Source organism: Enterobacter cloacae subsp. cloacae ATCC 13047 (genome assembly GCF_000025565.1).
GTDB lineage: Bacteria > Pseudomonadota > Gammaproteobacteria > Enterobacterales > Enterobacteriaceae > Enterobacter > Enterobacter cloacae.
Genome location: NC_014121.1, coordinates 398,009 through 422,292 on the forward strand (window position 1 = coordinate 398,009; position 24,284 = coordinate 422,292).

Below are 24,284 nucleotides of genomic sequence, written 5' to 3' on the forward strand. Positions count from 1 at the left end.
CGGATGGAGCCGATTATCGTATTACGGCGGGTGTGCAGACGATTCCACGCGGGCACTCAAACGTTAGCGGTGCTGAGTGATATTTCACTGACCTTTCATCGCGGTGAAATGGTGGCGATTGTGGGGGCATCCGGCTCGGGTAAGTCCACGCTGATGAACATCATTGGCTGCCTGGACAAGCCCACGTCCGGAGAAGTCCTGATCAACGGCACGCCCGTGCATAACGCGGATAGCCTCTACCTTGCCGATCTGCGCAGCCGTTACCTGGGATTCATTTTTCAGCGCTATCACCTGATGCCGTATCTGACCGCAGAAGAAAACATTGCCATTCCCGCGCTGTACACCGCAATGTCGGAACAGGAGCGTACCGTCCGTGTGCAGAGGTTAGCTGTTCAGCTCGGGCTGGAAAACCGTCTCCAGCACCGTCCAGCGGAGCTGTCGGGTGGACAACAGCAGCGGGTGAGCATTTGTCGGGCATTGATCAACGGTGCACACATTATCCTGGCAGACGAACCTACCGGCGCGCTCGACAGTACCCGTGGTAAGGCACTGATGGGCGTGCTGCATCAACTGCATGCGTCAGGGCACACGGTGATTATCGTTACCCATGACCGCGATATCGCCCGACAGGCGCAGCGCATTATTGAGATTAGCGACGGGCGAATCATCAGCGATGTACGGCACGCTGAGGTTCATCCCTCAACGCTGCTGCCGGAGCAGGACAACGGCCGAGCGTCGCTGGTGAGCCGTTTTCGCGAGTCGGTTCGTATGGCCTGGCGTGCACTGCTTGGGCACCGTATGCGTGCGTTTCTTTCCATGCTGGGGATCATCATTGGCATCGCGTCGGTGGTGTCGTCAATGGCGGTAGGGGAAGGCGCGCGGCGGGCGATCGTGGATGAGATAGGCAAGCTGGGAAATACGACGCTTGAGATCCGCCCGGGCACCGGATGGGGCAACGCGCGTCCGGACATGGCGCGCGCGCTGTCGATGGAAGACGTGCGCAGTTTGCAGGCGCTGCCGTGGGTGATGGGCGTCTCGCCGGTCGTCAGCAGCACTGCACTCGCGGTCCGCAAAGGTCTGGATTCCTCGATGATGCTGTCAGGGGTATCACAGGACTTTTTCACCCTGCAAGGGCTGCGCGTTGTTCAGGGTAATGGCTTCACGGCGCGCGATGTTGCGGAAGGTGAACCGGTTATGATCCTGGATGAAACCGGGCGAGATACGCTGTTCCCCGGTGGGGAAAATCCGCTCGGTGCACTTGTGCAGATTGCCGGTGCGCCGTGGCGCGTGATCGGCGTGGCCACTCGACCCGGGCCGAAAGTGGTGGGGGGCTTCATGGCGGCGTGGGTTCCGCATACTGCTTTGCAGCAGCGGCTGACGGGGCAAATACCGCTGGAGTCGCTGGTGCTGCGTTTTCAGCCGCCGCTGACATCACAGGAGGCCGCGCAGCGCGTGGAGCGCCACCTGCTGCGGGAACACGGACGAAAAGATTTCTTTATACAAACCGACGATCGGCTGGCGAATGCCATGCAAAAAACGTCGGACTCCATGTCGCTTCTGATTACAGCGATCGCGGCTATCTCGCTGCTGGTGGGCGGCGTGGGTGTGATGAATATCATGCTGGTGTCGGTGACGGAGCGGACGCATGAAATCGGCATTCGATTATCCGTGGGGGCTCGACCCGCAGACATCATGAACCAGTTTCTCATTGAGGCGGTGATGATCTGCGTGCTCGGTGGCCTGGTGGGGGTGTCAGGCGCCTGGCTGGCAGGGCATATTTTTGCCTTCGTGACGGACGCCTTTTCAATGGTGTTTACCGTATTCCCGGTGCTGATGGCCTGCGGTTTTTCTGCTGCGATCGGCCTCACGTTTGGTTATTTCCCGGCGCGCAGCGCGGCTCGCCTTTCCCCTACGGAGGCGCTGGCTCGCGAATGACACGATACCTCTTTTTAGCCGTACTGCTACTCCTGGCGGGTTGCCGCGCGATGACCCGCAGCGACTACCAGCGCCCGCTGCTGTCATTGCCCACACAGTGGCCCACGATGGCGGAAAAGGGGACGGAAAACGGCTGGCGTTTTAGCGATCCCCGCCTGTCTCGGGTGATTGAACAGGTACTGGAAAGCAATAACGATCTTGCAGCGGCAGCCCTCACGCTGCAGCAAGCACGCGTTGCGGCAGGACTCACCAGCACCAACATCTCCCCCGACGTCAGAGTGAGTGGAGCCGCCAGTAACAGTAAAAATGTGCGTCGGGGGGCACCTCCACAGGAGAACTACAGCGGCAGTGTTGCCATCGCCTGGGAGCTGGACCTGTGGGGAAAACTGGCGCGCACCCGTGAGCAAAGCGAATGGCAGGCCAGGGCAAGCGAGCAGGATTACCGTGCAACCGTTCTCTCAACGATGGGCCTCACCGCTCAGCTTTACTGGCGTATCGCCTTGTATAACCAGCAGATCCGCCATCAGCGTGACGGTCTGACTGTCTCTGAACAGACCGTGCAACAGGTGTCCTCATGGTTTAACGCCGGAAAGGTGGGGCAACTTGATGTTCTGCAAGCACAGCAGGCGCTGCTGGCGCGGCAAAATCAGCTCAGAACGTTGATTCAGCAGCGCCAGAACACACGCAGTGCGCTGGCACTGATGCTTAACAGGCCGGCGGAACAACATGCCGATGAATTGCGCGAGCTGGACGTGCATCAGCAGGTGCCTGTGGCACAAAAAACGCCGCTACGGGTGATCGCTCAGCGGCCAGATATTCAGGCTGCTGAGTCGCGCCTGCGCGCCGCGCTTGCGGGTTACGACGCGGCTCGCCTGCAGTTCTACCCCACGCTTTCGCTTGATGCGTCTCTGAATGCCGGGAGCCAGGTTTTTAGCCAGTGGTTCCGCGATCCTATCCGTACGACAGGGGCCGCGCTGGCCTTGCCGTTTATCCAGTGGAACACCCGTCAGCTCACCGTTGCGCAGGCGGATTTAGCGATAAAACAGGCCGCGATCGCATTTCGTTCTACCGCCTATACCGCACTCGCTGAAGTGGATGAGGCTATGGAAAACCGGCTGAGTGCAGATGAGCAACGCAGCCGACTCCATCAGTCGCTGGCGCTTAGCCAGCGGCGATTATCCCTTACGGAAAGCCGTTATCGCGCAGGTGCGGTGGATTTCCAGACGCTGCTCAACGCGCAGGACGATCTGCTGAACACAGAGAACGCCCTAGCGCAAACCCAGTACGACTACCTTTACGCCACGCTGCAGCTCTGGCTGGCACAAGGGGGCGACACGCAAAACAGGATGATAAAAGATGAAGCTGAAAAATGGAGATAATCGGGTGGTTGTTACCGGCTATGGGGCCGTTACCCCCCTTGGCGTGACGGCTGATGAGAGCTGGCAAGCGATCATGGACTATCGGCTGGGCTATCGCTACGTCGATTACACGGCGCGGAATATCAAAACCCATTTTCTCGGGCTGGTGGACAACGAACCCAGCCTGATTGGGGTTCCTGCCGCCGTCAGACGCCGTCTGCCGCGTTTTGCCCGGCTCACGTTTGGCGCGGCGCGTCAGGCCATGGCGATGGCTTTTGGCGGCCAGCCACCGCAGGAGTTCTATAGCCCGCTAGACTGCGGCGCGATCATGGGGACCGGCTGGGGAGGGCTGGACGAAAGCTACGATGCGCAGAGCGATTTTTCGGCAACGGGCTTCGCCTCGCCGTTTAACTGTTTTTATTCGATGCCTAGCGTCACCACTGCCGCCTGTAGCCAGTTCTGGGGGCTCAACGGCTTCCAGAACACCGTGGTAGCGGCCTGTGCGACGGGAACCATCGCCATTGGCGAAGCCTACGAGGTGATCCGCACCGGCAGAGCGCAGATGATGCTGGCGGGGGCCGGGGAGTCGCTGACCAGTCCCTGCGCGATCTGGAATATCGACGTATTAGGGGCGTTAAGTAAAGAAACGCAGGATCCGCAGCGCGCCAGCTGTCCTTTCAGTGCCCACCGTAATGGGTTCGTGCTGTCGGAAGGGGCGGCGGTACTGTGTCTGGAGTCGCGCGAGGGGGCGCTTGCGCGCGGCGCGACCATTCTTGGCGAAATTACGGGTTACGCCAATTTCTCTGACGCCTGGGATTTTACCTCGCCCGCTGAAGACTGCCTTGCGCGCGTGCAAACCATCATCTCCGCGCTGCGGCAGGCCGGACTTGAACCCGAGCACCTGGACTATATTAACGCTCATGGTACCTCGACACCGCTTAATGACATCAACGAAACGCAATCGCTAAAAATGGCGCTGGGGGAGGCGGTCTGGACTGTTCCCATTTCCAGCACGAAGTCTTACTCCGGGCACTTAATTTCAGCCGCAGGCGCGTTCGAGAGCATCGTCTGCCTGCAGGCCATTGCCAACGGCATTATCCCCGCGACGACCAATTTTCAGCATGCGGATGAGTGCTGTGATCTGGATTATGTCGTTGAAGGGCATCGTCACGCCACTATCCGCCGTACGCTCAACCTGAGCTTTGGGTTTGGTGGCGCAAACGCGGCGTTGATTCTGGAGAAACATTCATGATGACGCTGCGTTACAGCCAACAGGATGCGCGGCTATGGGCTGCATTTTCAGGGGATTACAACCCCGTGCATTTTGATAAAGCCTGGGTGAAATCGCAGGGGGGAAGCCGGCTCAGCGTGCACGGTATGCGCGCCCTGCTGGATGTCAAACGGTTCATCAGTCCGGAAGTTCGCCGCTCATCCTTTCTGAAGTGTACCGTGCGGTTGCGCAGGCCGCTGTGGCGGGATACCACTTACCTTCTGATGTGCGATCCCAACAAGCCTGTTTCAGCCTCCGTGTACGATCTTACCGCTCAAACGGTCTGCCTTTCATGTGCTATCGCGCCGGTTAACCTTTTTGCTGTGGCAGAAGCAGAAAGTCAGCGAGAACTCGGCGCATCAACCATTGCCGCGCTACATCAGACGTTTTTGCCCCTGCTTCCCCACGCACAGCAGTGGCATTTTCTTGATGCCCTGCTGTTTCGCCATCTTCTTCAGGATACCGCGCTGTTACATCAGAAAGACATCGCACCGCTGATACCGTCTGGTCATACGCTGGAGGCGTTGTTTACCCGCTATCCCGTTGTCCAGACCCATCAGGAGGTTGTTTTTGACAGCCATCTGCTCGCGCCCTGGCAGACGGTGCCTTTACCGGAACCGCTTGAGATAGAGACATTACCCGCCACGGTGGTTGGCGATCTTAGATATGGCGCAGTGGTGCGAATTGCTGCGCAAACCCGCTATCAACAACACTACATCAGCAGTGCCGTGACGCTGAAAGTTGGCCCGCTGACAAAAGGAAATGCAAATGAACTCGTATGAAATCATCTACAGCAAAATCAGCGAAATGATTGCTGATGCAAAAGATCTGCCGCTTGAGGCGCTGACACCGGACACGACGCTGCCGCAGCTGGAACTTGACAGCCTCGATTATGTTGAACTGATGGTACTGGCGAAACGCGAGTTTAACGTGACGCTCACGGCCGAAATGTTTATGAAAAAGCCGCATATGACCCTTCGCGATTTGAGTCTGTACATCGACCAGGAAATGGCTGGCTGAGATGACAAAGAGATGGATGTTGATCACCGGCGGCAGCAGAGGAATCGGACAGGCTTTGGTGAGCCACCTTCTGCCCGAGTGGAACATTGTGTTTACCGGCCGCAATGAGGCCGGAATTGGCCGTACGCTGGCGCAGGCGAAAGGTCTGCGCACGGCAACCTGGGTAAAAGGTTACCGCTGCGATGGCCGCGATGAGGCGGATGTCCAACGGCTGGCGACGTCGCTACTTGACGAGTTTGGCGCACCAGCGGCCATTGTACACAACGCCGGAATGACCCGTGACGCACTGCATATTCATCAAACGGCACGCGACTGGCAGGATGTGCTAACGAACAACCTGGTTGCGCTCGTGAACTGGAACCGAACGCTTTTACCCGCCATGATGATGCAGGGGAGCGGAGCCGTGGTATTGATGTCGTCCGTAACGGCAATAAAGGGCAATAGCGGCCAAACGGCCTATGCAGCCAGTAAGGCCGCAATGATTGGCCTGACGCGTTCGCTGGCGCAGGAGATGGGACGCTTTGGCATTCGGGTTAACTGTCTGGCGCCGGGACTGATTGAAGGTGAAATGGTTGAGGCTATCCCTGAAGCCCGCCTGAAAGCCATGCGGCAGAGCATTCCCTTACGCCGTCTGGGGCAAACGCAGGACGTGGCGCACGCTGTTGCCTTTCTGGCCGGAGAAGGAAGCCGCTATCTCACCGGGCAAACGCTGGTACTGGACGGAGGGCTGTCAGCCTGAGTTAAGGCAGCCGCGAGAAGGGCGACTTCCCGCGGCTCATGACAGGGTTAGTTGATTAATTCGCTGTACCAGAGCGCGTCGTTCTTTGACCGACTCATGGAATATCTGTAATAAAATCGCACTGTGTTGCTGCACGACACCCGCCAGCGCGGGGGCGATTTCCGCCGTTTCACCTACCCGGGCCTTAAATTCGGACGATAGCGTGACCCCCTGAAGTAACGAGGCCAGCCAAATGCTGGCTTTGATAATCGTCACTTCCGGCGGATAAGCGGATTTTGCATCTACGGATTTCTGAAGCTGACACCATCCTGCTATGTCTCTTATTGCCTCAATAGGATAGAGCTCATCCCAAACTGCTTTTCCCTCATCGGTCTGTGCCGGTGTGGCGCACAGGGCCAGGCTCGGGAGATTATGCAATAGCCCTCCGATTTCAATCTTTAAACACTGCACGGGAGGAATACCCATTTCTCTGGCAAGGTATCCCGATATTCGCCCGACCACCAGAGAGTGCTGAACCCCATGTTGACTGAATCCATCTATAATAAACGCCAGCATACCGGCGATATCGCGAAAGTTGTGTAATGAGAGGGGGTCGTTATGAATGCGGGGGATTTCTTTAATATAATCGTCAAACTCTGTTGATTGAATTCTTAGCCAAAAATGATCCCTGCTTGCGACCCTTTGGAAGGCATGGATATAGTCAGGTTGAAACAGGTCGTTCTCACCGCTGACAATAATTTTTATAATTTCTTCTTGTGCGGTGATGATATCGCTGGCCCGGTAGTGAGAGATTAATACATCCAGACGATCGGCCAGATAAATGATATGGCTTTCTTTCGGGGTTTTAATGCCATTAACACACGCCCCCCGACCATTATTCCAGTGGGTATGATGATATCGCACAATGGCGTTCAGCGGATTCAGTAAAGGGACACTGGCCAGCAATTCCGCTCCCACAGCAGCGTGGTTATTGAGTTCATTATCGTAATAGCTCATAGGCTGGAGGCGAGACTCTTCATTCAGTCCTCCAATATCATGAAGCAGGGCCGCCAGCAGGGTTTTCCGACATTGCGCAGGCGTAAACTGCGACTCTCGTGCCAGGAGCCAGGCAATATACGCCGTTCTGACATGATGCAAGTTAAGCCGAGGATTGATCATGTCTATTATTTTTGAGATGCAAGCCAGTGATTCTATTAAGTTTATATTCATGATATTGAAAATTTAACTTACGCTGTGCTTCGTTTAAGAAAACCACACAAATTATTTTCGTTTGCAACCATACTGCGGAAATGTGTGGTTACCAAAGAGTAATGTATTATTATTGAGTTTATTAAGGTAAATTATTTTGTCGTCTGGCCCTTTGCCAAATAATAAATTTATGGCGACAGTGTCATCAATATTATCTGTGCTGTCGCGCAGGGTGCGGACGCTCGTGACTTGATATAAATTCGCGCTGGGGTTAAATTTTTTGTATTTTATCTTGAGCGTTCGCGAAATCAGTTGGTTTTTATTGTCATGAGAGAGTAACCCATCGATATTCATGAGGATATGATCGTTCGCCATGTTGATAAAAATCAGCCCTTCAGCATGGACACTTTTGCCGTTAATGTTTTGTACGACAGAAAATTGCGATTCGCAGGAGAAAACAGCGGGGCTGGTAAATGAATACATCCCCCCCGCCAGGAAGAGAGCGAGGCAGAGTAACAGGAAAAAGACGCGCTTAGACATTGTTTTTTTCTCTGTAATAAAAACTTTCGCAGTTACCGTTATCACACTCAACGAGTAGCAATTGTATAATGTTACCTAAGGTTCCATTTATCTGCTTCTTGTAAAGGTACAGTTCTTTTGGCTGCGAACAGTCGAATGGTTGTGTTGTAAAATGAAAGCTATTTTTTACATCCCATAGCGACAGTGCGGGGGATGTAAAAATGATGCATTGGTCATCAACTATTTTATGTACGTTATTCCCTGAATCGACGGTGTGAGGCCTTATTACTAAAAGGATTGACACAATACCTAGCGCGATTATTCGGGCTATCCTTTCAAACACCGAAGGAGGAGGGGGGTTGCGCGTGGCTTCTGAGGTTTTTTCTTCCAGGAACGGGGTTCGATACTCGCGGTCGTTATGGATGATGACATCATCTGCAATCTTAAAACCAATGCGGGGAACGGTAGTGATAATCTCTTTTTCCACGCCCAGGTCGTTCAGATTTCTGCGTAACGTTGAGATATATTGATTGAGGTTACTATTTGATGCTCTGGCACCGTACTGATCAAACACGGAATGAAAAATTTCACTTCTGGACAGGATATCGCCGCGGTGATTGAGTAATTCTGCTAATAGACGCGTCGATGTCTGAGATAATTCAACGCAATCCCCGGTAAGCACATTAAGGAGAGATGCATCCTCCGTATCAAAAGTGATAAATCCCTCAATATCGTACCTCATATCCCTCTCCTCCCTAAGCCCTACTTTTCTCTCACATACCGACTGTTTTTGATAAAACAGTATGAAAGCCAGATAAAAACCCTGTTTTTACTTTCATTTGAAGCTAATGTTGCTGGTTGACTCAAGGGATTTCATACTGTTAACTCCTTCAAAACTCAGGAGTCGACAATGAAACTCTCACTGTGTTCATACAACCCGGAGGCTGTACATCCAGGCTACAACGCACCTCACGACAATCTGCAGATGTTAGCGGCGGAAATGGGAATAAGTGGTCTGGCGATGATCAGAGGCCCGGAACAAATGTTGATTCTCAATTTACTTAAAGATCATAGCACGCAGGGACTGTCCACGAGGGAGCTTGCCAATCTGTGCGGTATTTCAATTTATAAAGTTAGACACTTACTTCTTCCGCTGGAAAAATATGGCCAGGTTATACGGGATAAAATGCAAAAGCATCATCAGTGGTTTTTGTCAAAGGATGCGACATAATTATGTTTGCATTCTAACAAGGGGTATTTTTATTTGCAACAATGGCACGGAAGTCAAATAGATATATCTAAGACTTTTGAAAAATACTAATTATAATCTCGCAGGACGTTAAGAAAATTCCCAATAAATGTATTAACGTTCCTGTATTAATACTTATGAATTCATGTTTTTTGATTCAAAATAATATTGTTGTATTGCAGCTAAATGCCCTGCTTTACGTACGAGTGAATCATGCACCGAGGGGCCATGGAGAGTAGATGGGGAAGCGTGAATAGTTTGACGTTGAAAGTCATCTGAGGGGAATGCCCCCGGTGTTTTGGCGCTGAAAAGCAAAAACCCAGCCATAGGCTGGGTTCTTTAAATAGTGGTGCCCGGACTCGGAATCGAACCAAGGACACGGGGATTTTCAATCCCTTCAAAAAAGACCAAATGCTCTATCAGCACTAACAGTTTTTTACTGGTTTGCCTTGAGAAAATGTTTAAGTTTGCTGCAATATGATGTAAGCAATGCTTAAATACGGTGTTTCGAAACTACCATAATCCTACCATCAAATTGCCTTGGTTTAAGATGGCCCATCTTCGTATCCCAGTTCTAACAACTATATTGCATTAGGTGAGAGTACTTCATAATGAGCAAGCTAAAGCAATTAGCTCTTCAGAGATATCTGGGCTGATTCTGGTTGTTATGAGCTGCAACAGCTGACGTCCTCAGGTTAAGGTTTACTAAGATAAGTTTGTTTTCTTCGAAAGCTCTTGATGTTTCATGACATTGGCTAGATCGTGAACATATTGAAAGTTCGAGATAGTCACGGTAAACCTCACTTAAAGCAATTACAGTAACTAAGGTTACTACTACGTGGAGCAATTTTGATATAGTTGGAGAGAATAAAGAAGAGTTCTGTTGTTCTAGGCTCTTGGTCTCGTTGAAGCACAAAAGGATAGGGTGTGAACAAAATAAAAGCTGACTCAGATTTTCTTGTTAGTCATAAAACTAAAACATTGATTGGTATGACTTTGTTCGTACTTAAGGCAAGCCCTAATGTTCCGTTTACCGCCAGGCAATTGGCAATCAAAGTTTGCGAAAGCTTTCCTGAATACTGAATCGCCACGGATAATCTAGACACTTCCTAGCCGTTGATAATACTGGTTTTCATATTCTGTCGGTGACATCTGATCGCTGGAACCATGCCGACGCTTACTGTTATAAAACATTTCGATGTAATCAAAAATATCGCTGCGGGCTTCTTCCCGCGTTCCGTAGCTCTTTTTCTTTATCCGTTCGCGTTTCAACAACTGGAAAAAGCTTTCTGCAACCGCATTATCATGGCAGTTACCGCGACGGCTCATGCTGCCCTCCAGGCCGTGTGATTTCAGGAACGACTGCCACTCATGGCTTGTGTACTGACTGCCCTGATCCGAATGAACCAGCACCTGTTTTTGGGGATTACGGCGCCATACAGCCATCAGCAGTGCGTTCAGGACAATGTCCTTTGTCATCCGGGATTGCATGGACCAGCCGATAATTTTGCGTGAGAACAGATCAACAACCACGGCAAGATACAGCCAGCCTTCGTGGGTCCTGATGTAGGTTATGTCCGTTACCCAACGCTTATCCGGAGCATCCGGATTGAACTGTCGCTGGAGCCTGTTGGGCGACACGATACTGGCCTCGCCTTTACGTGCCCGCGGGCTCCGGTATCCGACCTGAGCCTTTATCCCGACACGTTTCATCAGTCGCCAGACTCTGTTCACTCCGCACTGTTGCCCGCTGTCCCGCAGATCCAGATGGATTTTGCGATAACCATAGACGCATCCCGATTCCAGCCAGAACTGTTTAATCTGTCCTGTCAGTCTCAGGTCTGCCTGATGGCGTTGTGAATGCGGCTGCTGAAGCCAGGCGTAAAAACCACTGGGATGAACATCCAGCACCCGACAGAGCAGGCGAACAGGCCAGCAACAGGTGTTGTCACGGATAAAGGCGTACCTCAGTCGGACAGCTTTGCGAAGTACGCCGCGGCTTTTTTTAATATGTCCCGTTCGTCGGTAACCCGCTTCAGCTCTTTCTGGAGACGGCGGATCTCGGCCTGAGCATCTGACTGTTCTTTATTAGCGGAAGAATCCGGACCGTACTTCTTTATCCAGGCGTAAAGGCTGTGGGTGGTGATATCGAGACGTGTTGCAACGCTGGCAACAGAATAACCGCGATCAACAACCTGTTTGACTGCTTCAGTTTTAAACTCTTCGGGATAACGCTTACCGCTCATGGGCACCTCTCTTTAAGCCATCTTAAATGACTCTGAGGTGTCTGTTAAACCCGTGGCGATTCATACGCAGAAAAGAAACTTGCTTCATCAGAACATCTTTCGAGTGTTGAAGACCTAATCTCCCAGGTAGCGGCAGAGATAGGCGCCCAAAGACCTTCGCTGGTTAAGAGAAATGCTCATATTAATGTGACGGCAGGAAAACCTAGGGAAGGTGCGAACAAGTCCCTGATATGAGATCATGTTTGTCATCTGGAGCCATGGAACAGGGTTCATCATGAGTCATCAACTTACCTTCGCCGACAGTGAATTCAGCAGTAAGCGCCGTCAGACCAGAAAAGAGATTTTCTTGTCCCGCATGGAGCAGATTCTGCCATGGCAAAACATGGTGGAAGTCATCGAGCCGTTTTACCCCAAGGCTGGTAATGGCCGGCGACCTTATCCGCTGGAAACCATGCTACGCATTCACTGCATGCAGCATTGGTACAACCTGAGCGATGGCGCGATGGAAGATGCTCTGTACGAAATCGCCTCAATGCGTCTGTTTGCCCGGTTATCCCTGGATAGCGCCTTGCCGGACCGCACCACCATCATGAATTTCCGCCACCTGCTGGAGCAGCATCAACTGGCCCGCCAATTGTTCAAGACCATCAATCGCTGGCTGGCCGAAGCAGGCGTCATGATGACTCAAGGCACCTTGGTCGATGCCACCATCATTGAGGCACCCAGCTCGACCAAGAACAAAGAGCAGTAACGCGATCCGGAGATGCATCAGACCAAGAAAGGCAATCAGTGGCACTTTGGCATGAAGGCCCACATTGGTGTCGATGCCAAGAGTGGCCTGACCCACAGCCTGGTCACCACCGCGGCCAACGAGCATGACCTCAATCAGCTGGGTAATCTGCTGCATGGAGAGGAGCAATTTGTCTCAGCCGATGCCGGCTACCAAGGGGCGCCACAGCGCGAGGAGCTGGCCGAGGTGGATGTGGACTGGCTGATCGCCGAGCGCTCCGGCAAGGTAAGAACCTTGAAACAGCATCCACGCAAGAACAAAACGGCCATCAACATCGAATACATGAAAGCCAGCATCCGTGCCAGGGTGGAGCACCCATTTCGCATCATCAAGCGACAGTTCGGCTTCGTGAAAGCCAGATACAAGGGGTTGCTGAAAAACGATAACCAACTGGCGATGTTATTCACGCTGGCCAACCTGTTTCGGGCGGACCAAATGATACGTCAGTGGGAGAGATCTCACTAAAAACTGGGAATAACGCCTTAAATGGCGAAGAAACGGTCTAAATAGGCTGATTCAAGGCATTTACGGGAGAAAAAATCGGCTCAAACATGAAGAAATGAAATGACTGAGTCAGCCGAGAAGAATTTCCCCGCTTATTCGCGCCTTCCTTAAGGCCTTGATTATATAAGCTGTTCATGTCAGTATTTTGTTTTAAGCGGAAGAGAAAAACTCGATGGGAAGTTCTGAACTTAGCTTGCTGCAAATGGCTGTCATGCAGTCTTGGAATGCGGTGGTGATTACCAGTGCTGACAGAGCAGCAGGATATCCTGTAAAAATTGCGAATCCTGCTTTTTGTCAGATGACAGGTTACGCAATTGATGAGTTGTATGGTCAGTCCTTGAAGATGTTACAAGGTCCTGCTACAGATCAGGAGGTGATTAACCGGCTTAGAAATTGTCTTAGCAGTGGTGAATACTTTGAGGGTATGACCACTAATTACCGCAAAGATGGTTTGCCATATTTGGTGCGCTGGAATATCTCACCGGTACGAGATGAAGAGGGCGACATCACGCACTTTGTTTCAGTGCAGCAAGATATGACTGCGTATGCCAAGGTTGAAGAGACCAGTAAAATTCTTGGTCAGGCATTGGATGCCGCAGCACAGCCGATACTCGTTACCGATGCGCAAGCTAAGATAATCTTTGCCAATCAAGCGTTTTGCCAGGTAAGCGATTATGAAGAATCAGAATTAATCGGCAATACACCATCACTTTTCAAGTCAGGCTTACAAGACGATGACTTTTACAAGAACGTAAAAGCATCTTTAATGACAGCAAAGACGTTCCAGGCAATTTTCATTAATAAACGTAAAGACGGTACCTTGTATCATTCTGAGCAGAGTATCTCCGCTATCAAAGACCACGCTGGTAACATTACTAACTATGTTAGTGTTGGAAAAGATGTCACTGAGCGACTTCGTGAAGAGCAAGCGCTACGTGAATCGGCAACAGTGGATCAACTAACTGGTTTGTTTAACCGCAATCATGGTAAGGCGTTGTTAAGCGAGGCTTATAGCTTTACTCTTAGCCGGGAAGAGCCCATGAGTCTAATTCTTTGCGATATTGATCACTTTAAGCAGATTAATGATAGCTTTGGGCATCCTGTTGGTGATCAGATCTTAGCTCAAGTATCGGGTCTACTTCGAAAGTCGGTTCGGGGTAATGATCGGGTAATTCGTTGGGGCGGAGAGGAGTTTTTGATCCTGCTTGAGAATTGCACTGATATGGTAGCGGCAGAATTAGCTGAACGCTTGCGATTGCGAATTGCTTCAGAGCAGTTTCAGAATGTAGGCAAGGTCACCGTGTCACTGGGAGTTGCATCATTATTTCAGAAAGAAAGTTTAGAGCAGCTGATCAGCCGTTGCGATGAAGCCTTGTATAAGTCAAAACGTAATGGTCGAAACCAACTAACGTTAGCGTAAGCGTTCACCAGTAGCATGTTTGACCTGCCCCCACGATTAGATACAACACTCAGTTAGTAACGTCGGAATCTTCATTCTCAGAATGACCCTTTCTCCAGCCCGCTGCAAATTCAGACGGTGTCTGATAATTCAGCGTGGAGTGCGGGCGGCATTCGTTATAATCCTGCCGCCAGTCATTAATAATTTTCCTGGCATGAACGATATCGCTGAACCAGTGCTCATTCAAACATTCATCGCGAAATCGTCCGTTAAAGCTCTCAATAAATCCGTTCTGCGTTGGCTTGCCCGGCTGGATTAAGCGCAACTCAACACCATGCTCAAAGGCCCATTGATCCAGTGCACGGCAAGTGAACTCCGGCCCCTGGTCAGTTCTTATCGTCGCCGGATAGCCTCGAAACAGTGCAATGCTGTCCAGAATACGCGTGACCTGAACGCCTGAAATCCCAAAGGCAACAGTGACCGTCAGGCATTCCTTTGTGAAATCATCGACGCAGGTAAGACACTTGATCCTGCGACCGGTGGAAAGTGCGTCCATGACGAAATCCATCGACCAGGTCAGATTGGGCGCCGCCGGACGGAGCAGCGGCAGACGTTCTGTTGCCAGCCCTTTACGACGTCTTCTGCGTTTTACGCCCAGGCCACTGAGGTGATAAAGCCGGTACACGCGCTTATGATTAACATGAAGCCCTTCACGGCGCAGCAACTGCCAAATACGACGGTAGCCAAAACGCCTGCGCTCCAGTGCCAGCTCAGTGATGCGCCCTGATAAATGCGCATCAGCAGCCGGACGGTGAGCCTCATAGCGGCAGGTCGACAGGGATAAACCTGTAAGCCTGCAGGCACGACGTTGCGACAGACCGGTCGCATCACACATCAACATCACGGCTTCCCGCTTCTGGTCTGTCGTCAGTACTTTCGCCCAAGAGCCACCTGAAGCGCCTCTTTATCCAGCATGGCTTCGGCAAGCAGCTTCTTGAGTCTGGCGTTCTCTTCCTCAAGCGACTTCAGGCGCTTAACTTCAGGCACCTCCATACTGCCATACTTCTTACGCCAGGTGTAAAACGTGGCATCGGAAATGGCATGCTTGCGGCAGAGTTCACGGGCGGGTACCCCAGCTTCGGCTTCGCGGAGAATACTGATGATCTGTTCGTCGGAAAAACGCTTCTTCATGGGGATGTCCTCATGTGGCTTATGAAGACATTACTAACATCGGGGTGTACTAATCAACGGGGAGCAGGTCAGGTAGCTGAGCTGTTATCCTTTCCGCCAGAAGTTGGCTGGTGTTTTGTAAGCGCTGAGGATGAAGGTGCGCATACCGTTGTGAAGACTGACTGCTGCGGTGCCCCAGTTGAGCCTGAACGTCATACAGTGTTCCGCCGTAGGACACGATGAGGGCGGCAACCGAATGGCGGCAGGTATGAATACACACTTCCTTGTCGAAAATTCCCGCCCGACGCACGATACGCTGAAAGGCTTTAACCGGGTTACTCAGCGGCATTCCCTGTTTTTTACCAATAAACAACCACGGATTTCCCCGCTGCGTTGGCAGCGTTCTGATTACGTCCATCGCCAGTGAGTTAAGGTGAACAATCCGTCCATAGCCATTCTTGGTTTCAGGGAGCCACAGGGTGCGTTTAACCGGGTCAACATGCTCCCACTTAGCCAGACGCAGCTCATCACGACGAAGGCCGGTCAGTAACAACAGTTTGACATAGCGGGCCGCGACGGGGCTGGTATCGTTATCGGCGGAGAGAAAAATACGACGAATTTCGTCCTCGGTGAAATAGCGCTGTCGGGCGTTGTTCTCCCTGAGAAGCTGTACCACCCTTGCCGGATGAACAGAGGTCATGCTTTGCCTTCCGGCCCATGTAAAGACGGCTTTAATGAGTACGATGACACGGTTACAGGTAGCCGCTGACAGGGAAGTACTTAACGTCTGCTGAAGGCGCAGAATGCTCGCTGGTGTGATATCGCTCAGCAGCCTCTGACCAATGGCTGGACGGATATGATCGCGGTAGCGCTGAACATCCTTTCCCCAACTGCGTTTAGCGGATTTTGCCCATGGCAGATAATGCTGATTAAAGAGTTCATCGAACGTCAGCTCCATTCTCTTGTTTTCACGCTCCTGCTTAGGGTCAGTGCCGGTGGCAAGGGAACGTTTGTGTTCTATGGCAATCTGACGAGCAAGATTGACGTCCACTTCAGGCCAGTGACCAATGGCGATGGCGCGTTTTCGTCCATGATAAAGGTAGCGTAGCAAAAACTTTTTACGACCTTCTCTTCTGCTGACCAGACACTTGAGGCCGGAAATCTCGGTGTCGCTGTATTCGGCATCGGTACTGCGTGCATCGGATGTGTTAGGGGGCAGGGATTTAATGAGCTGATTAGTAAAACGGAAGCGTTTCGGGCTGGACATATAACCTCCTGTGACTGGTTTAAAGAACGTCAGGGTTGACCCATCCCCGGCACGGCGCTGTTAATGGCTGAGTTGATTTTCTGGTGTGGCGAAGGGAATGCTGGTGCCACATGGGATGAATGAAGATGGGAGATGCAGAGAGAGCAGGCTTTACGGTCTGCTTCTGGTCTTAAGGAGAAAAATTGCCGTTGGGGAAAAGTTCACAGAAATAATATGTGTTTCAGTCGGATATAATTACATGTGATAAGGGCAAAGAGCGTGCTTTGCTAAAATTTGACATGTTGAAGTCCACTCTTTTTAACGATGTCGTTATGGACGACATGGCGAGTCTTGCTTAGATAATTAATCAAAATACTGTGACTTTGGACCCACGTTTACCACATTTCGAGCACTTGAGCCGAGTTTTAAGGTCTTCTAGAGTTACTCCCATTGCAACATACTGCTTAAGGTCGTTCAAAGTAAGGATTGTGGGGAGACGACAAAAAAATCCAGAGGCGCAACATACCAGCATCTCCGAGCCGTTTTTTAACCAGTCCTCAAGATTATCGTGCGATCTCGTTAGTCGTTCGATATCCGCTCTCCACTGCTGGATTTCATTACCGTTCCAGTCGATATTTAGCTCGATTTGTTTGGCAACGAACCGGTGTTTACCTCTGTTAACTGTGGGTTCATAGTCCTTACGTTGATCTTTGATGAGATCAGCCTCATAGAGGAAATCATCGTTTTTGTTGTCGGTATAATCAAAAATTACCTTAATTAAATCAATATCAACGTTTTGTTTTTTGATGAATAAACCCTGTGTTCCGCTTCCGTTCAAGTCCCGGCTAAAGTTAATGTTGAGATGGCGGCGGAGTGAGAAGAAATAGCTGTGGCCGTGCATAGCCAATGCAAGTCTGGCTATGTCATTGCAGTTGTAGGGTGTATGTGTATCCATGATGTTACCTTTAATTCATATTCGGTCGAGAGCGCCAGGAAACTATCCTAATATACCTTTTTTCTACACCAGTATTTGGATCAATTTTCATCCCTTTGGCCTGCTTCTTGTTGATTAACTCTCAGCGATGTTTGAAATAGGCCATCAGTGGTCAGAATCATTTTTTACTTCCACTTTTTGCTCAGATTTGACCCTAAGGTCTAAGTTCCAATACGTTTCGCTCAATTACTATCACCCCTGATAAATTATTCTATGATGACGTGGAGGGCGGGAGATTCAGGCAATGTTAAGAAATGAAAGGTTTAAATGCGAATATTACAGGTGGAGGAGATGGTGGATACCCCCGACTGACAAGGGGAGTTGATGGCGCTGAGTTCACCCCCTTGCCTGAAGAGGAGTCTCCCCGGTCTTCCCCCGGGGGTGATGGCAGGTAATCTGTTGTTAAATAAAGTAAATTATGAAATCCCCCATTTCCCCCGTATTCTCTGCTTCATTATGAATAATCTTAGAGAAAGGAACCGTAAAGGACCGTAGAAAGACCGTAGCTGTGAGGTGAGGGAAGGCACATCAGAGGGTGTTGAGGTGTCTAAAAGTAACGAACATCTGCGAAAATGGCGAGAAATCCAGCAAACAAATAACGTGTTGCAACGACCAGAAATCTACCGTAGCCAGAAAAGGAAAAAGCCCCGCTTTGCAGCGAGGCCCTATGAATATTGGTGCCCGGACTCGGAATCGAACCAAGGACACGGGGATTTTCAATCCCCGTGTTTTTGGAAAGCAGTGAAGTGAGCAATCGTTCTCATCTGAATAATGTTATTCAGGTGACGAAATGCATTCAAAAACGAAAGTTGTACCCGTAGTTTCTACCAAAGGTGGCGAGGGGAAATCAACCCAGGCCGCTAATCTCGGTGGTTTTCTCGCCGATGCAGGCATAAAAACCCTTATTATTGACGGCGACCATGCTCAGCCTACCGCCAGCAGTATCTACCCGTTAGCATATGAAGCACCCTGCGGCCTATACGAACTGCTCATGCAGACCGTAGACCTATCAAAAGCTGAAAATATTATTTCCCGCACCACGATCGATAACCTTGATGTCATCGTCTCCAATGACCCTCGAAACCTTTTACCTACCTATATGCTCAATGTTCCTGACGGACGCGTGCGTCTTCGTAATGCACTGTCAAATCAGGTTTTCAGTCAGTATGACGTCATTTTGATTGATTCACAGGGTTCACGTTCAGTGATGTCCGAACTGATTATTCTGGCCGCTACCGGCGAAATGATTGGGATGGTTAAACCTGTTCTGCCGGATGTTCGTGAATTTATGCGTGGAACTGTAGCTCTGATGGAAGAACTGATCCCGTATATGGCTTTTGGTATCAGTCTCCCACGCATACATATGCTGGTTAATTGTATGGATTATACGCTGCTCGCGAAAACCACAGTTGAACAGGCCGAAAACATCATAGTAAGCGGCGATTACAGTCAGCATGCAGATAAGATCGTCATCGATATGCTCCAGACCCGCATTTATGACCTGGACGTTTATAAGCAGGGGCATGCAGCAGGTCAGCCAGTGCACCGCCTTGAGAAGAAAACCAGCCGTAAAAGCGATTCCGCATTTGATTCTATGCATGGCCTCGCCTGCGAACTGTTCCCTGAATGGGTAAGCCTTTTCGATACGCTGGCAAAGGGAGGTGAGCGTGTCTGACGATCGCAGAAATATACCGGGGATTTATTCCCCTGATGCTGAACAGTCTGTCATCGGGGGTCTTATGCTGGATAACGACCGCTGGGATGAAGTGGCACTCCGTCTGAGTGCTGATGATTTTTTCCAGAAAGTCCATAAAGTTATCTATCAGGAAATGACCCGTCTGGTTGCGGCAGGAAAGCCGCTTGACCTGATTACGCTCTCGGAGAGTATCGAAAGTCGCGGTAAAGATGCCCTTGAACAACTAGGTGGTTTTGCCTACCTGGCTGAGCTCAGTAAAAACACCCCGAGTGCGGCAAATATCGTTGCGTACTGTGACATTGTGGCCAGAACCAGCCGGGCAAGGCAACTGGCCTCCATTGGCGCTGAAATCACCGAATCAGTCAGGACACCTGGCACCGATATTGACAGGGTGATGGAGACCGCCGAGCAGAAAATTACCCGTCTGGCAGAGCGCGCTGAACCAGAGCAGGGCGTCACGCTGCTTGAAGGGATGGAAAGGCTGCTGCCAGAACTGGAGCGGCGATGCAATGTGCCTGACGGTATTACCGGTACGCCAACAGGTTTTGAAGAACTTGATGCCATGACCAGTGGTCTCCAGGCGGGTGACCTGGTACTTATTGCGGCTCGTCCCTCGATGGGGAAAACAGCGCTTCTCATTAGCCTGCTACTGAACTCATTGATGAAAAAATCCGGCTCAAAGGGGCAGCTTTACAGTATGGAGCAACCCACCGAACAGATCCTGATGCGTATGCTCGCGTCGCTTGGCAGTATTGACCTCACGCATCTTAAAAGCGGGCTGATGGATGATGAGGACTGGGCTCGTGCAACAGACGCGTCGGCATTGCTGATGGGTGATCTCAACGACAGTCTCATCATTGATGATACCGGCTCACTGACGCCGGCGATGCTGCGTATCCGCGCCCGGCGCAATGCCCGCCGCTACGGTCACCCGTCGATTATCGGGCTCGATTACCTGCAACTGATGCGGTGCCCGGATCAGGAAAACCGCACGCAGGAAATTGCGGAAATCTCCAGGTCACTAAAAGCGCTGGCCAAAGAGATGATGTGTCCGGTGGTGGCACTGTCACAGCTGAACCGCCAGCTTGAAAGCCGCGCGGATAAGCGCCCCAACAACGGTGATTTACGTGATTCCGGTGCCCTGGAGCAGGACGCTGACGTCATCGTCTTTATTTATCGCGATGAGGTCTATCACGAAAACACCGAGGATAAAGGGATTGCTGAAATCATTATCAGTAAACAGCGCCAGGGACCCACGGGGACGATCCGCCTGCAGTATGAAGGTCGTTTTACCCGTTTTTCTGACGTCGCGGGCCGACCGGGGAGGAGCGCATGAGCAACGTCCGTAATCTTAATCTTGGCGCGGCCATGCTGCAGCGCGGCAAAACCCCGGCTCAGGGTGATGCGGTTCCCGCCGCAGTCCCCCTGCCAGTCAGCGAGATGGCAATGGTCCTCACTCTTGACCAACTGCGCCCTAATCCGGACAACCCCCGCAAGAGCCGTAACCCACATTTCGATGAAATCAAGGCTTCCATCAGGGCCTGTGGGTTGGTCCAGGTACCGAAAGTGACACGCGATCCGGACGGCGAAGACGTTTACATTTTCAGCGACGGGGGTAACACCCGGTATCAGATCCTCTGCGAACTGTGGCAGGAGACTGGTGATGAGCGTTTCTATCGCGTTCACACTATTTTTAAACCCTGGCCAGGACGGTTGAAATGTCTGGTCGGGCACCTGGCAGAAAACGAAGTCAGAGGAGACCTGAGTTACATAGATAAAGCGTTTGGTGTACACAGTGCCAGAGCCATTCAGGAAGAGCTGATGGGACGTCCAGTGACTCTGCGAGAACTATCCGATCTTTTAAACCTTGAAGGCTATCCTATTGACTATTCAACCATCAGTAGGATGGAGGATACCATAAAATATCTCTGGCCCTGCATCCCGAACTTGCTCAACAGTGGTCTGGCACGTCTGCAGGTGCTGTCACTGCTGCGCATTCGTTCCCAGGCAGGAAAGGTCTGGTCGCAGTTCGCACATGAGTCCTCCCCGCAGTGTTCGTTCGATCAGGTCTTTGAGGCGAGTTGCCAGGGGTTTGACGATCCTGACAGTTATGCATATGAGACATTCCGTGATGAGTTTATCGGTCAGCTGGTTAAGGCGCTGCCACATCCCAGCCTGAACTATGACCGCTGGATGATTGAACTGGACCCCCGCGAGCAGAAACGCCGTGAGCAGTTTGGTGAGCCGCCTCCGCTGCCCGTACTGACGCCACCACAGGAAAAAGCGGCAGGTCGTGAACCCCCGGAGCCGCAGGTGACTGTCCTGCCTCCGGATACTGCATCTGAAACGCCGGTCACGGGACTGCGCAGCGGCACGCTGACCACACCCGGACGCCCTGAGCCGGCACCGGAACTGCCCGCAGATGCTGAATTGCCTGTGAACGCACTGATGACCGCCGGCAGTGAACCACGTCGTGAAGTACAGAATGATCTGTTTGGCGGACGGCCGGTCATTTCTGGCGAAACGGCTGACCCTGACAGCATTTCTCTCCCTGATTTCAGCCCGGACACACTGATGTCAGCATTTGGCGAGGAGAATGCGTCCCCGGCTGCGTCCGTCAGTTCGGTCGCCTTTGCCGCAACCGGACTTGAGCCCGTCAGTGATATCTGGCACATCCCGGCCCTCCAGGATGATATTGAGCACCTGCAGGATATGGCTTACCGGCTTGTCTTCGAGATTGCTGAGGCGATGGGCTGCGCGGACAATGTGCGGGAGGATAAAAACCCTCAGTCAGCAGGCTTTGCCGTCTCCGAAACCGGCAGCGAATTTGTCCTCTTCCTGGCGGGCCTGTCCGGCTCGCTCCCCAACAGGCAGTTCAATATGTTTATGTTCTGCCTGAATTTCTTCGGTTCTCAGTCACCGGCTGACATGGCCGTATTCGACGATATCACGGTCGTGAAAACAATGCGCCTTATCCGCGTTATCCGCCGTCTGCGTGAACTGCAGCGACTCGCTGCGAAAGGAGGGGAAAATGTCTGATGATCTGAATGATGAAATGGCCCAGGCCAGTACAGCTCTGTTCATCCAGCACGGCATCGATGCCATCCGGGCAAAGGTAAACTCTGCAACACCGTCAAAAGCGTTCTGCGAATGCTGCGGTGCGGCTATTCCGGTTGCCCGTCAGCTTGCGGTTCCGGGCGTGGAGCTCTGTGCCGGTTGCCAGGAGGTAAAAGAGATGAAAAACCGTCACCGGGCCGACGGTGGCAGGGGGATGCGCCATGTCGGATAACGCAAAAATCACTGCCCGTATCCGGCGCCTGATGGCGCTGGGCACCCGCAACAGCAACCCGCATGAAGCCGCGCGTGCGGTGGCGCTGGCACAGCGGCTGATGCAGCGCCACGGGCTGACGCCGGACATGCTTTCCCTCAGTGATGTCAGTGAGTCAGTCTGTTTCAGCCTGACCAGTGATGCAGAAAAGGTGCCGGCCTGGCTGAGCTCGCTGGCAACCGTGGTCTGTATGGCCACGGGCTGCCGTTGCTGGTTTGGCTGGCATGTTCATGTCAGTCCACAGGGCGTGAGCAGCGTGCGCCGTTCACTGCACTTTTATGGATTCAGCGAACGACCGGAGGTGGCGCTCTACATCTATACCGTTCTCCAGCGGCAGTTGCGTGCCGCCACAGACGCACATATGTCCGGGTATCGCACGCGCCGCATTCTTCTGCGCACGCGCCGTCGCCGGGCAGACCAGTTCCGCGAGGGCTGGGTATCCGGCGTCTGGCAGGTGTTGCAGTCCTTTGCACCCTCGGGGGAAGAGAACGCCGTACTGCAGCGCTGGCTGGTCCGGCGTCATGCAGGCGAGCCGCTGGAAGATATGGCGGTCCGGTCTGCAGGCAAATGCCGGGGTGACAGAACGGCCCGGGTGGCCGGTTTTTTCGCAGGTCGCGATATCGACCTCCATCATGGTCTCAGTGGCGCACAGGCTTCCCGGCAGATAACGGCGGGAGGGCATGCACATGACTGACGTTCTTTTATGGAGTGCCTGCCTGTCGGGCTGGCTTTTTGATGTTCTGCTCATCGCTGACCGGGCGATATCAGGAGGTGGCCTGTGAGCCAGCATAATCTTTCTCAGGCCACCACGGCCATTCTGTCCTCACTGCTGATGGACGTCAAAAACGGCAATATCCGCCGCTGTGAGTCACTGGGTATGTCGGTCGAGGAAATCCGTGCGCTGAGTCATCTGAGCCTTGATGAACTGCATTACCTCAGCCAGTCACATGTTTCCGTTCTCGATGTCACCCTGAACCATGAAAACTTCTGGCTGATGCTGAATCAGGCCCGCAATGAGCAGAAGCGCTTCATGATGATTGACCGCGCACTGGAGCTCGGCGGTTCGATGGAGCTGATTGACCGGTATTTTGGTCTGTCTCCTTCGGAGGTGAGCGCCCGCCGCCGTCTGATGGGCATTGAATCCCGGCAGGGCCGAACCCAGGCCCTGACAGAGCCACAGGACGCCGCGCTCTGGGCCGAGTGGAAAGCGGCAGGGTTGTCATCACCGGACTCCCATCAGGCGCTGGAGGCGATGATGCTGGCGGCCGAGCAACTGGGGCTTTCACTGACGGCCGTATGGAGCCGGGTCTGCCAGTGGTGTCGGGAGGCGAATGCCGCAGGCCGCCGGGCTGAAATACCTGTGCGTAAGGAGGCGTGATGGAAATGGGTGATTTCTCCCCCCGGCAGCAGGTGTCACCGGCAGTACGCCGCCGCGCGCAGCAGCTGTTCCGCGCTGCCTGCGGTGGACAGAAGGTGTTCCGCCGGCTGACCATGAACGGCTACCTCAAGATAGACGTGGGGCCGTTCTGGCGCATTCTCAGTAAGGATGGCTGCCGGCAGTGGTGGCTGATGGACCATGAGACCTACAACCGTGAAATACGGCGGTAACGGACTGCCGCTGATGACCAGACAG

At 52.3% G+C, this 24,284-nt stretch carries 22 protein-coding genes and 1 pseudogene; 16 read left to right on the forward strand and 7 right to left on the reverse strand.

The window, feature by feature from the left end; genetic code table 11:
* Positions 1 to 3 precede the first annotated feature (3 nt).
* From ECL_RS01880 to ECL_RS01905, 6 genes are read left to right on the forward strand one after another with little or no spacing between them, the layout of a single operon-like run.
* The gene (locus ECL_RS01880; protein ID WP_013095132.1) at positions 4 to 1,935 is read left to right on the forward strand and encodes an ABC transporter permease; all 1,932 of its coding nucleotides are present in this window, start codon (positions 4 to 6) and stop codon (positions 1,933 to 1,935) included.
* Positions 1,932 to 3,314, forward strand: a complete 1,383-nt coding sequence (locus ECL_RS01885) for a TolC family protein (RefSeq protein WP_044158987.1) — start codon at positions 1,932 to 1,934, stop codon at positions 3,312 to 3,314. Before ECL_RS01880 ends, ECL_RS01885 begins: the two co-directional genes overlap by 4 nt.
* Positions 3,292 to 4,545, forward strand: a complete 1,254-nt coding sequence (locus ECL_RS01890; RefSeq protein WP_013095134.1) for a beta-ketoacyl-[acyl-carrier-protein] synthase family protein — start codon at positions 3,292 to 3,294, stop codon at positions 4,543 to 4,545. The genes ECL_RS01885 and ECL_RS01890 overlap by 23 nt, the downstream gene beginning before the upstream one ends.
* Entirely contained in the window at positions 4,542 to 5,345 is an 804-nt protein-coding gene (locus ECL_RS01895) for a hotdog family protein (protein ID WP_013095135.1), read from the forward strand. The genes ECL_RS01890 and ECL_RS01895 overlap by 4 nt, the downstream gene beginning before the upstream one ends.
* Positions 5,332 to 5,583, forward strand: a complete 252-nt coding sequence (locus ECL_RS01900; protein ID WP_013095136.1) for an acyl carrier protein — start codon at positions 5,332 to 5,334, stop codon at positions 5,581 to 5,583. The genes ECL_RS01895 and ECL_RS01900 overlap by 14 nt, the downstream gene beginning before the upstream one ends.
* A 1-nt stretch (position 5,584) precedes the next feature.
* Positions 5,585 to 6,322, forward strand: coding sequence for an SDR family oxidoreductase (locus tag ECL_RS01905; RefSeq protein ID WP_044158989.1), 738 nt, complete (start codon positions 5,585 to 5,587; stop codon positions 6,320 to 6,322).
* A 36-nt stretch (positions 6,323 to 6,358) separates the two neighbouring features.
* Here the strand turns inward: ECL_RS01905 and ECL_RS01910 are convergent, their stop codons facing one another.
* The 3 genes from ECL_RS01910 to ECL_RS01920 are packed head-to-tail and all read right to left on the reverse strand — an operon-like array spanning position 6,359 to position 8,771.
* Positions 6,359 to 7,531: an HD domain-containing protein gene (locus ECL_RS01910; RefSeq protein ID WP_013095138.1), complete on the reverse strand. Its 1,173-nt coding sequence runs from the start codon at positions 7,529 to 7,531 to the stop codon at positions 6,359 to 6,361.
* 51 nt (positions 7,532 to 7,582) lie between these two features.
* Positions 7,583 to 8,050 carry a FidL-like protein gene (locus tag ECL_RS01915; RefSeq protein WP_044158991.1) on the reverse strand — a complete coding sequence of 156 codons (468 nt, stop codon included), beginning with the start codon at positions 8,048 to 8,050 and terminating at the stop codon, positions 7,583 to 7,585.
* Positions 8,043 to 8,771 carry a winged helix-turn-helix domain-containing protein gene (locus ECL_RS01920; protein ID WP_023621694.1) on the reverse strand — a complete coding sequence of 243 codons (729 nt, stop codon included), beginning with the start codon at positions 8,769 to 8,771 and terminating at the stop codon, positions 8,043 to 8,045. Before ECL_RS01920 ends, ECL_RS01915 begins: the two co-directional genes overlap by 8 nt.
* Before the next feature lie 168 nt (positions 8,772 to 8,939).
* On the opposite strand from ECL_RS01920, the gene ECL_RS01925 reads away from it, so the two are divergent.
* Positions 8,940 to 9,260: a FaeA/PapI family transcriptional regulator gene (locus tag ECL_RS01925; RefSeq protein ID WP_014830351.1), complete on the forward strand. Its 321-nt coding sequence runs from the start codon at positions 8,940 to 8,942 to the stop codon at positions 9,258 to 9,260.
* Between the two features lie 1,116 nt (positions 9,261 to 10,376).
* Here ECL_RS01925 and ECL_RS01930 read toward each other — a convergent pair.
* Positions 10,377 to 11,524, reverse strand: a protein-coding gene (locus ECL_RS01930) for an IS3 family transposase (protein ID WP_088581786.1) whose coding sequence is annotated in 2 segments (ribosomal slippage) — positions 10,377 to 11,287 and positions 11,287 to 11,524 — 1,149 coding nt in all. Because the reading frame shifts where the segments join, the coding sequence is not laid out codon by codon here.
* Between the two features lie 274 nt (positions 11,525 to 11,798).
* Here ECL_RS01930 and ECL_RS01935 point away from each other — a divergent pair.
* Both ECL_RS01935 and ECL_RS01940 read left to right on the forward strand, forming a co-directional pair.
* Positions 11,799 to 12,779: pseudogene (locus ECL_RS01935) on the forward strand (IS5-like element IS5 family transposase).
* A 211-nt stretch (positions 12,780 to 12,990) separates the two neighbouring features.
* Positions 12,991 to 14,238 carry a sensor domain-containing diguanylate cyclase gene (locus tag ECL_RS01940; protein WP_013095143.1) on the forward strand — a complete coding sequence of 416 codons (1,248 nt, stop codon included), beginning with the start codon at positions 12,991 to 12,993 and terminating at the stop codon, positions 14,236 to 14,238.
* A 49-nt stretch (positions 14,239 to 14,287) separates the two neighbouring features.
* Here the strand turns inward: ECL_RS01940 and ECL_RS01945 are convergent.
* The 3 genes from ECL_RS01945 to ECL_RS01955 form a co-directional block, all read right to left on the reverse strand.
* Positions 14,288 to 15,408, reverse strand: a protein-coding gene (locus ECL_RS01945; protein ID WP_144340281.1) for an IS3-like element ISSen4 family transposase whose coding sequence is annotated in 2 segments (ribosomal slippage) — positions 14,288 to 15,150 and positions 15,150 to 15,408 — 1,122 coding nt in all. Because the reading frame shifts where the segments join, the coding sequence is not laid out codon by codon here.
* Between the two features lie 49 nt (positions 15,409 to 15,457).
* The gene (locus tag ECL_RS01950) at positions 15,458 to 16,654 is read right to left on the reverse strand and encodes a tyrosine-type recombinase/integrase (RefSeq protein WP_013095144.1); all 1,197 of its coding nucleotides are present in this window, start codon (positions 16,652 to 16,654) and stop codon (positions 15,458 to 15,460) included.
* Positions 16,655 to 17,000: 346 nt separating this feature from the next.
* Positions 17,001 to 17,588: a hypothetical protein gene (locus tag ECL_RS01955; protein ID WP_023293471.1), complete on the reverse strand. Its 588-nt coding sequence runs from the start codon at positions 17,586 to 17,588 to the stop codon at positions 17,001 to 17,003.
* A gap of 829 nt (positions 17,589 to 18,417) precedes the next feature.
* Here ECL_RS01955 and ECL_RS01960 point away from each other — a divergent pair.
* From ECL_RS01960 to ECL_RS01990, 7 genes are all read left to right on the forward strand, one after another.
* A complete protein-coding gene (locus ECL_RS01960; protein WP_013095145.1) occupies positions 18,418 to 19,302 on the forward strand; it encodes a ParA family protein in 885 nt (294 codons plus the stop codon).
* Complete coding sequence (dnaB-PI, locus tag ECL_RS01965) at positions 19,295 to 20,659, forward strand: SPI-7-type island replicative DNA helicase (protein ID WP_044158999.1); 1,365 nt, start codon at positions 19,295 to 19,297, stop codon at positions 20,657 to 20,659. Before ECL_RS01960 ends, dnaB-PI begins: the two co-directional genes overlap by 8 nt.
* Positions 20,656 to 22,362 carry a ParB family protein gene (locus tag ECL_RS01970; protein WP_007372572.1) on the forward strand — a complete coding sequence of 569 codons (1,707 nt, stop codon included), beginning with the start codon at positions 20,656 to 20,658 and terminating at the stop codon, positions 22,360 to 22,362. Before dnaB-PI ends, ECL_RS01970 begins: the two co-directional genes overlap by 4 nt.
* Positions 22,355 to 22,612: a TraR/DksA C4-type zinc finger protein gene (locus tag ECL_RS01975; protein WP_007372573.1), complete on the forward strand. Its 258-nt coding sequence runs from the start codon at positions 22,355 to 22,357 to the stop codon at positions 22,610 to 22,612. The genes ECL_RS01970 and ECL_RS01975 overlap by 8 nt, the downstream gene beginning before the upstream one ends.
* Positions 22,602 to 23,345: a DUF2786 domain-containing protein gene (locus tag ECL_RS01980; protein ID WP_013095147.1), complete on the forward strand. Its 744-nt coding sequence runs from the start codon at positions 22,602 to 22,604 to the stop codon at positions 23,343 to 23,345. Before ECL_RS01975 ends, ECL_RS01980 begins: the two co-directional genes overlap by 11 nt.
* 84 nt (positions 23,346 to 23,429) lie before the next feature.
* Positions 23,430 to 24,029: a DUF2857 domain-containing protein gene (locus ECL_RS01985; protein ID WP_007372575.1), complete on the forward strand. Its 600-nt coding sequence runs from the start codon at positions 23,430 to 23,432 to the stop codon at positions 24,027 to 24,029.
* On the forward strand, positions 24,029 to 24,259 hold the full coding sequence (locus ECL_RS01990) for a ParE family toxin-like protein (protein WP_013095148.1): 231 nt from the start codon (positions 24,029 to 24,031) through the stop codon (positions 24,257 to 24,259). The genes ECL_RS01985 and ECL_RS01990 overlap by 1 nt, the downstream gene beginning before the upstream one ends.
* Positions 24,260 to 24,284 lie beyond the last annotated feature (25 nt).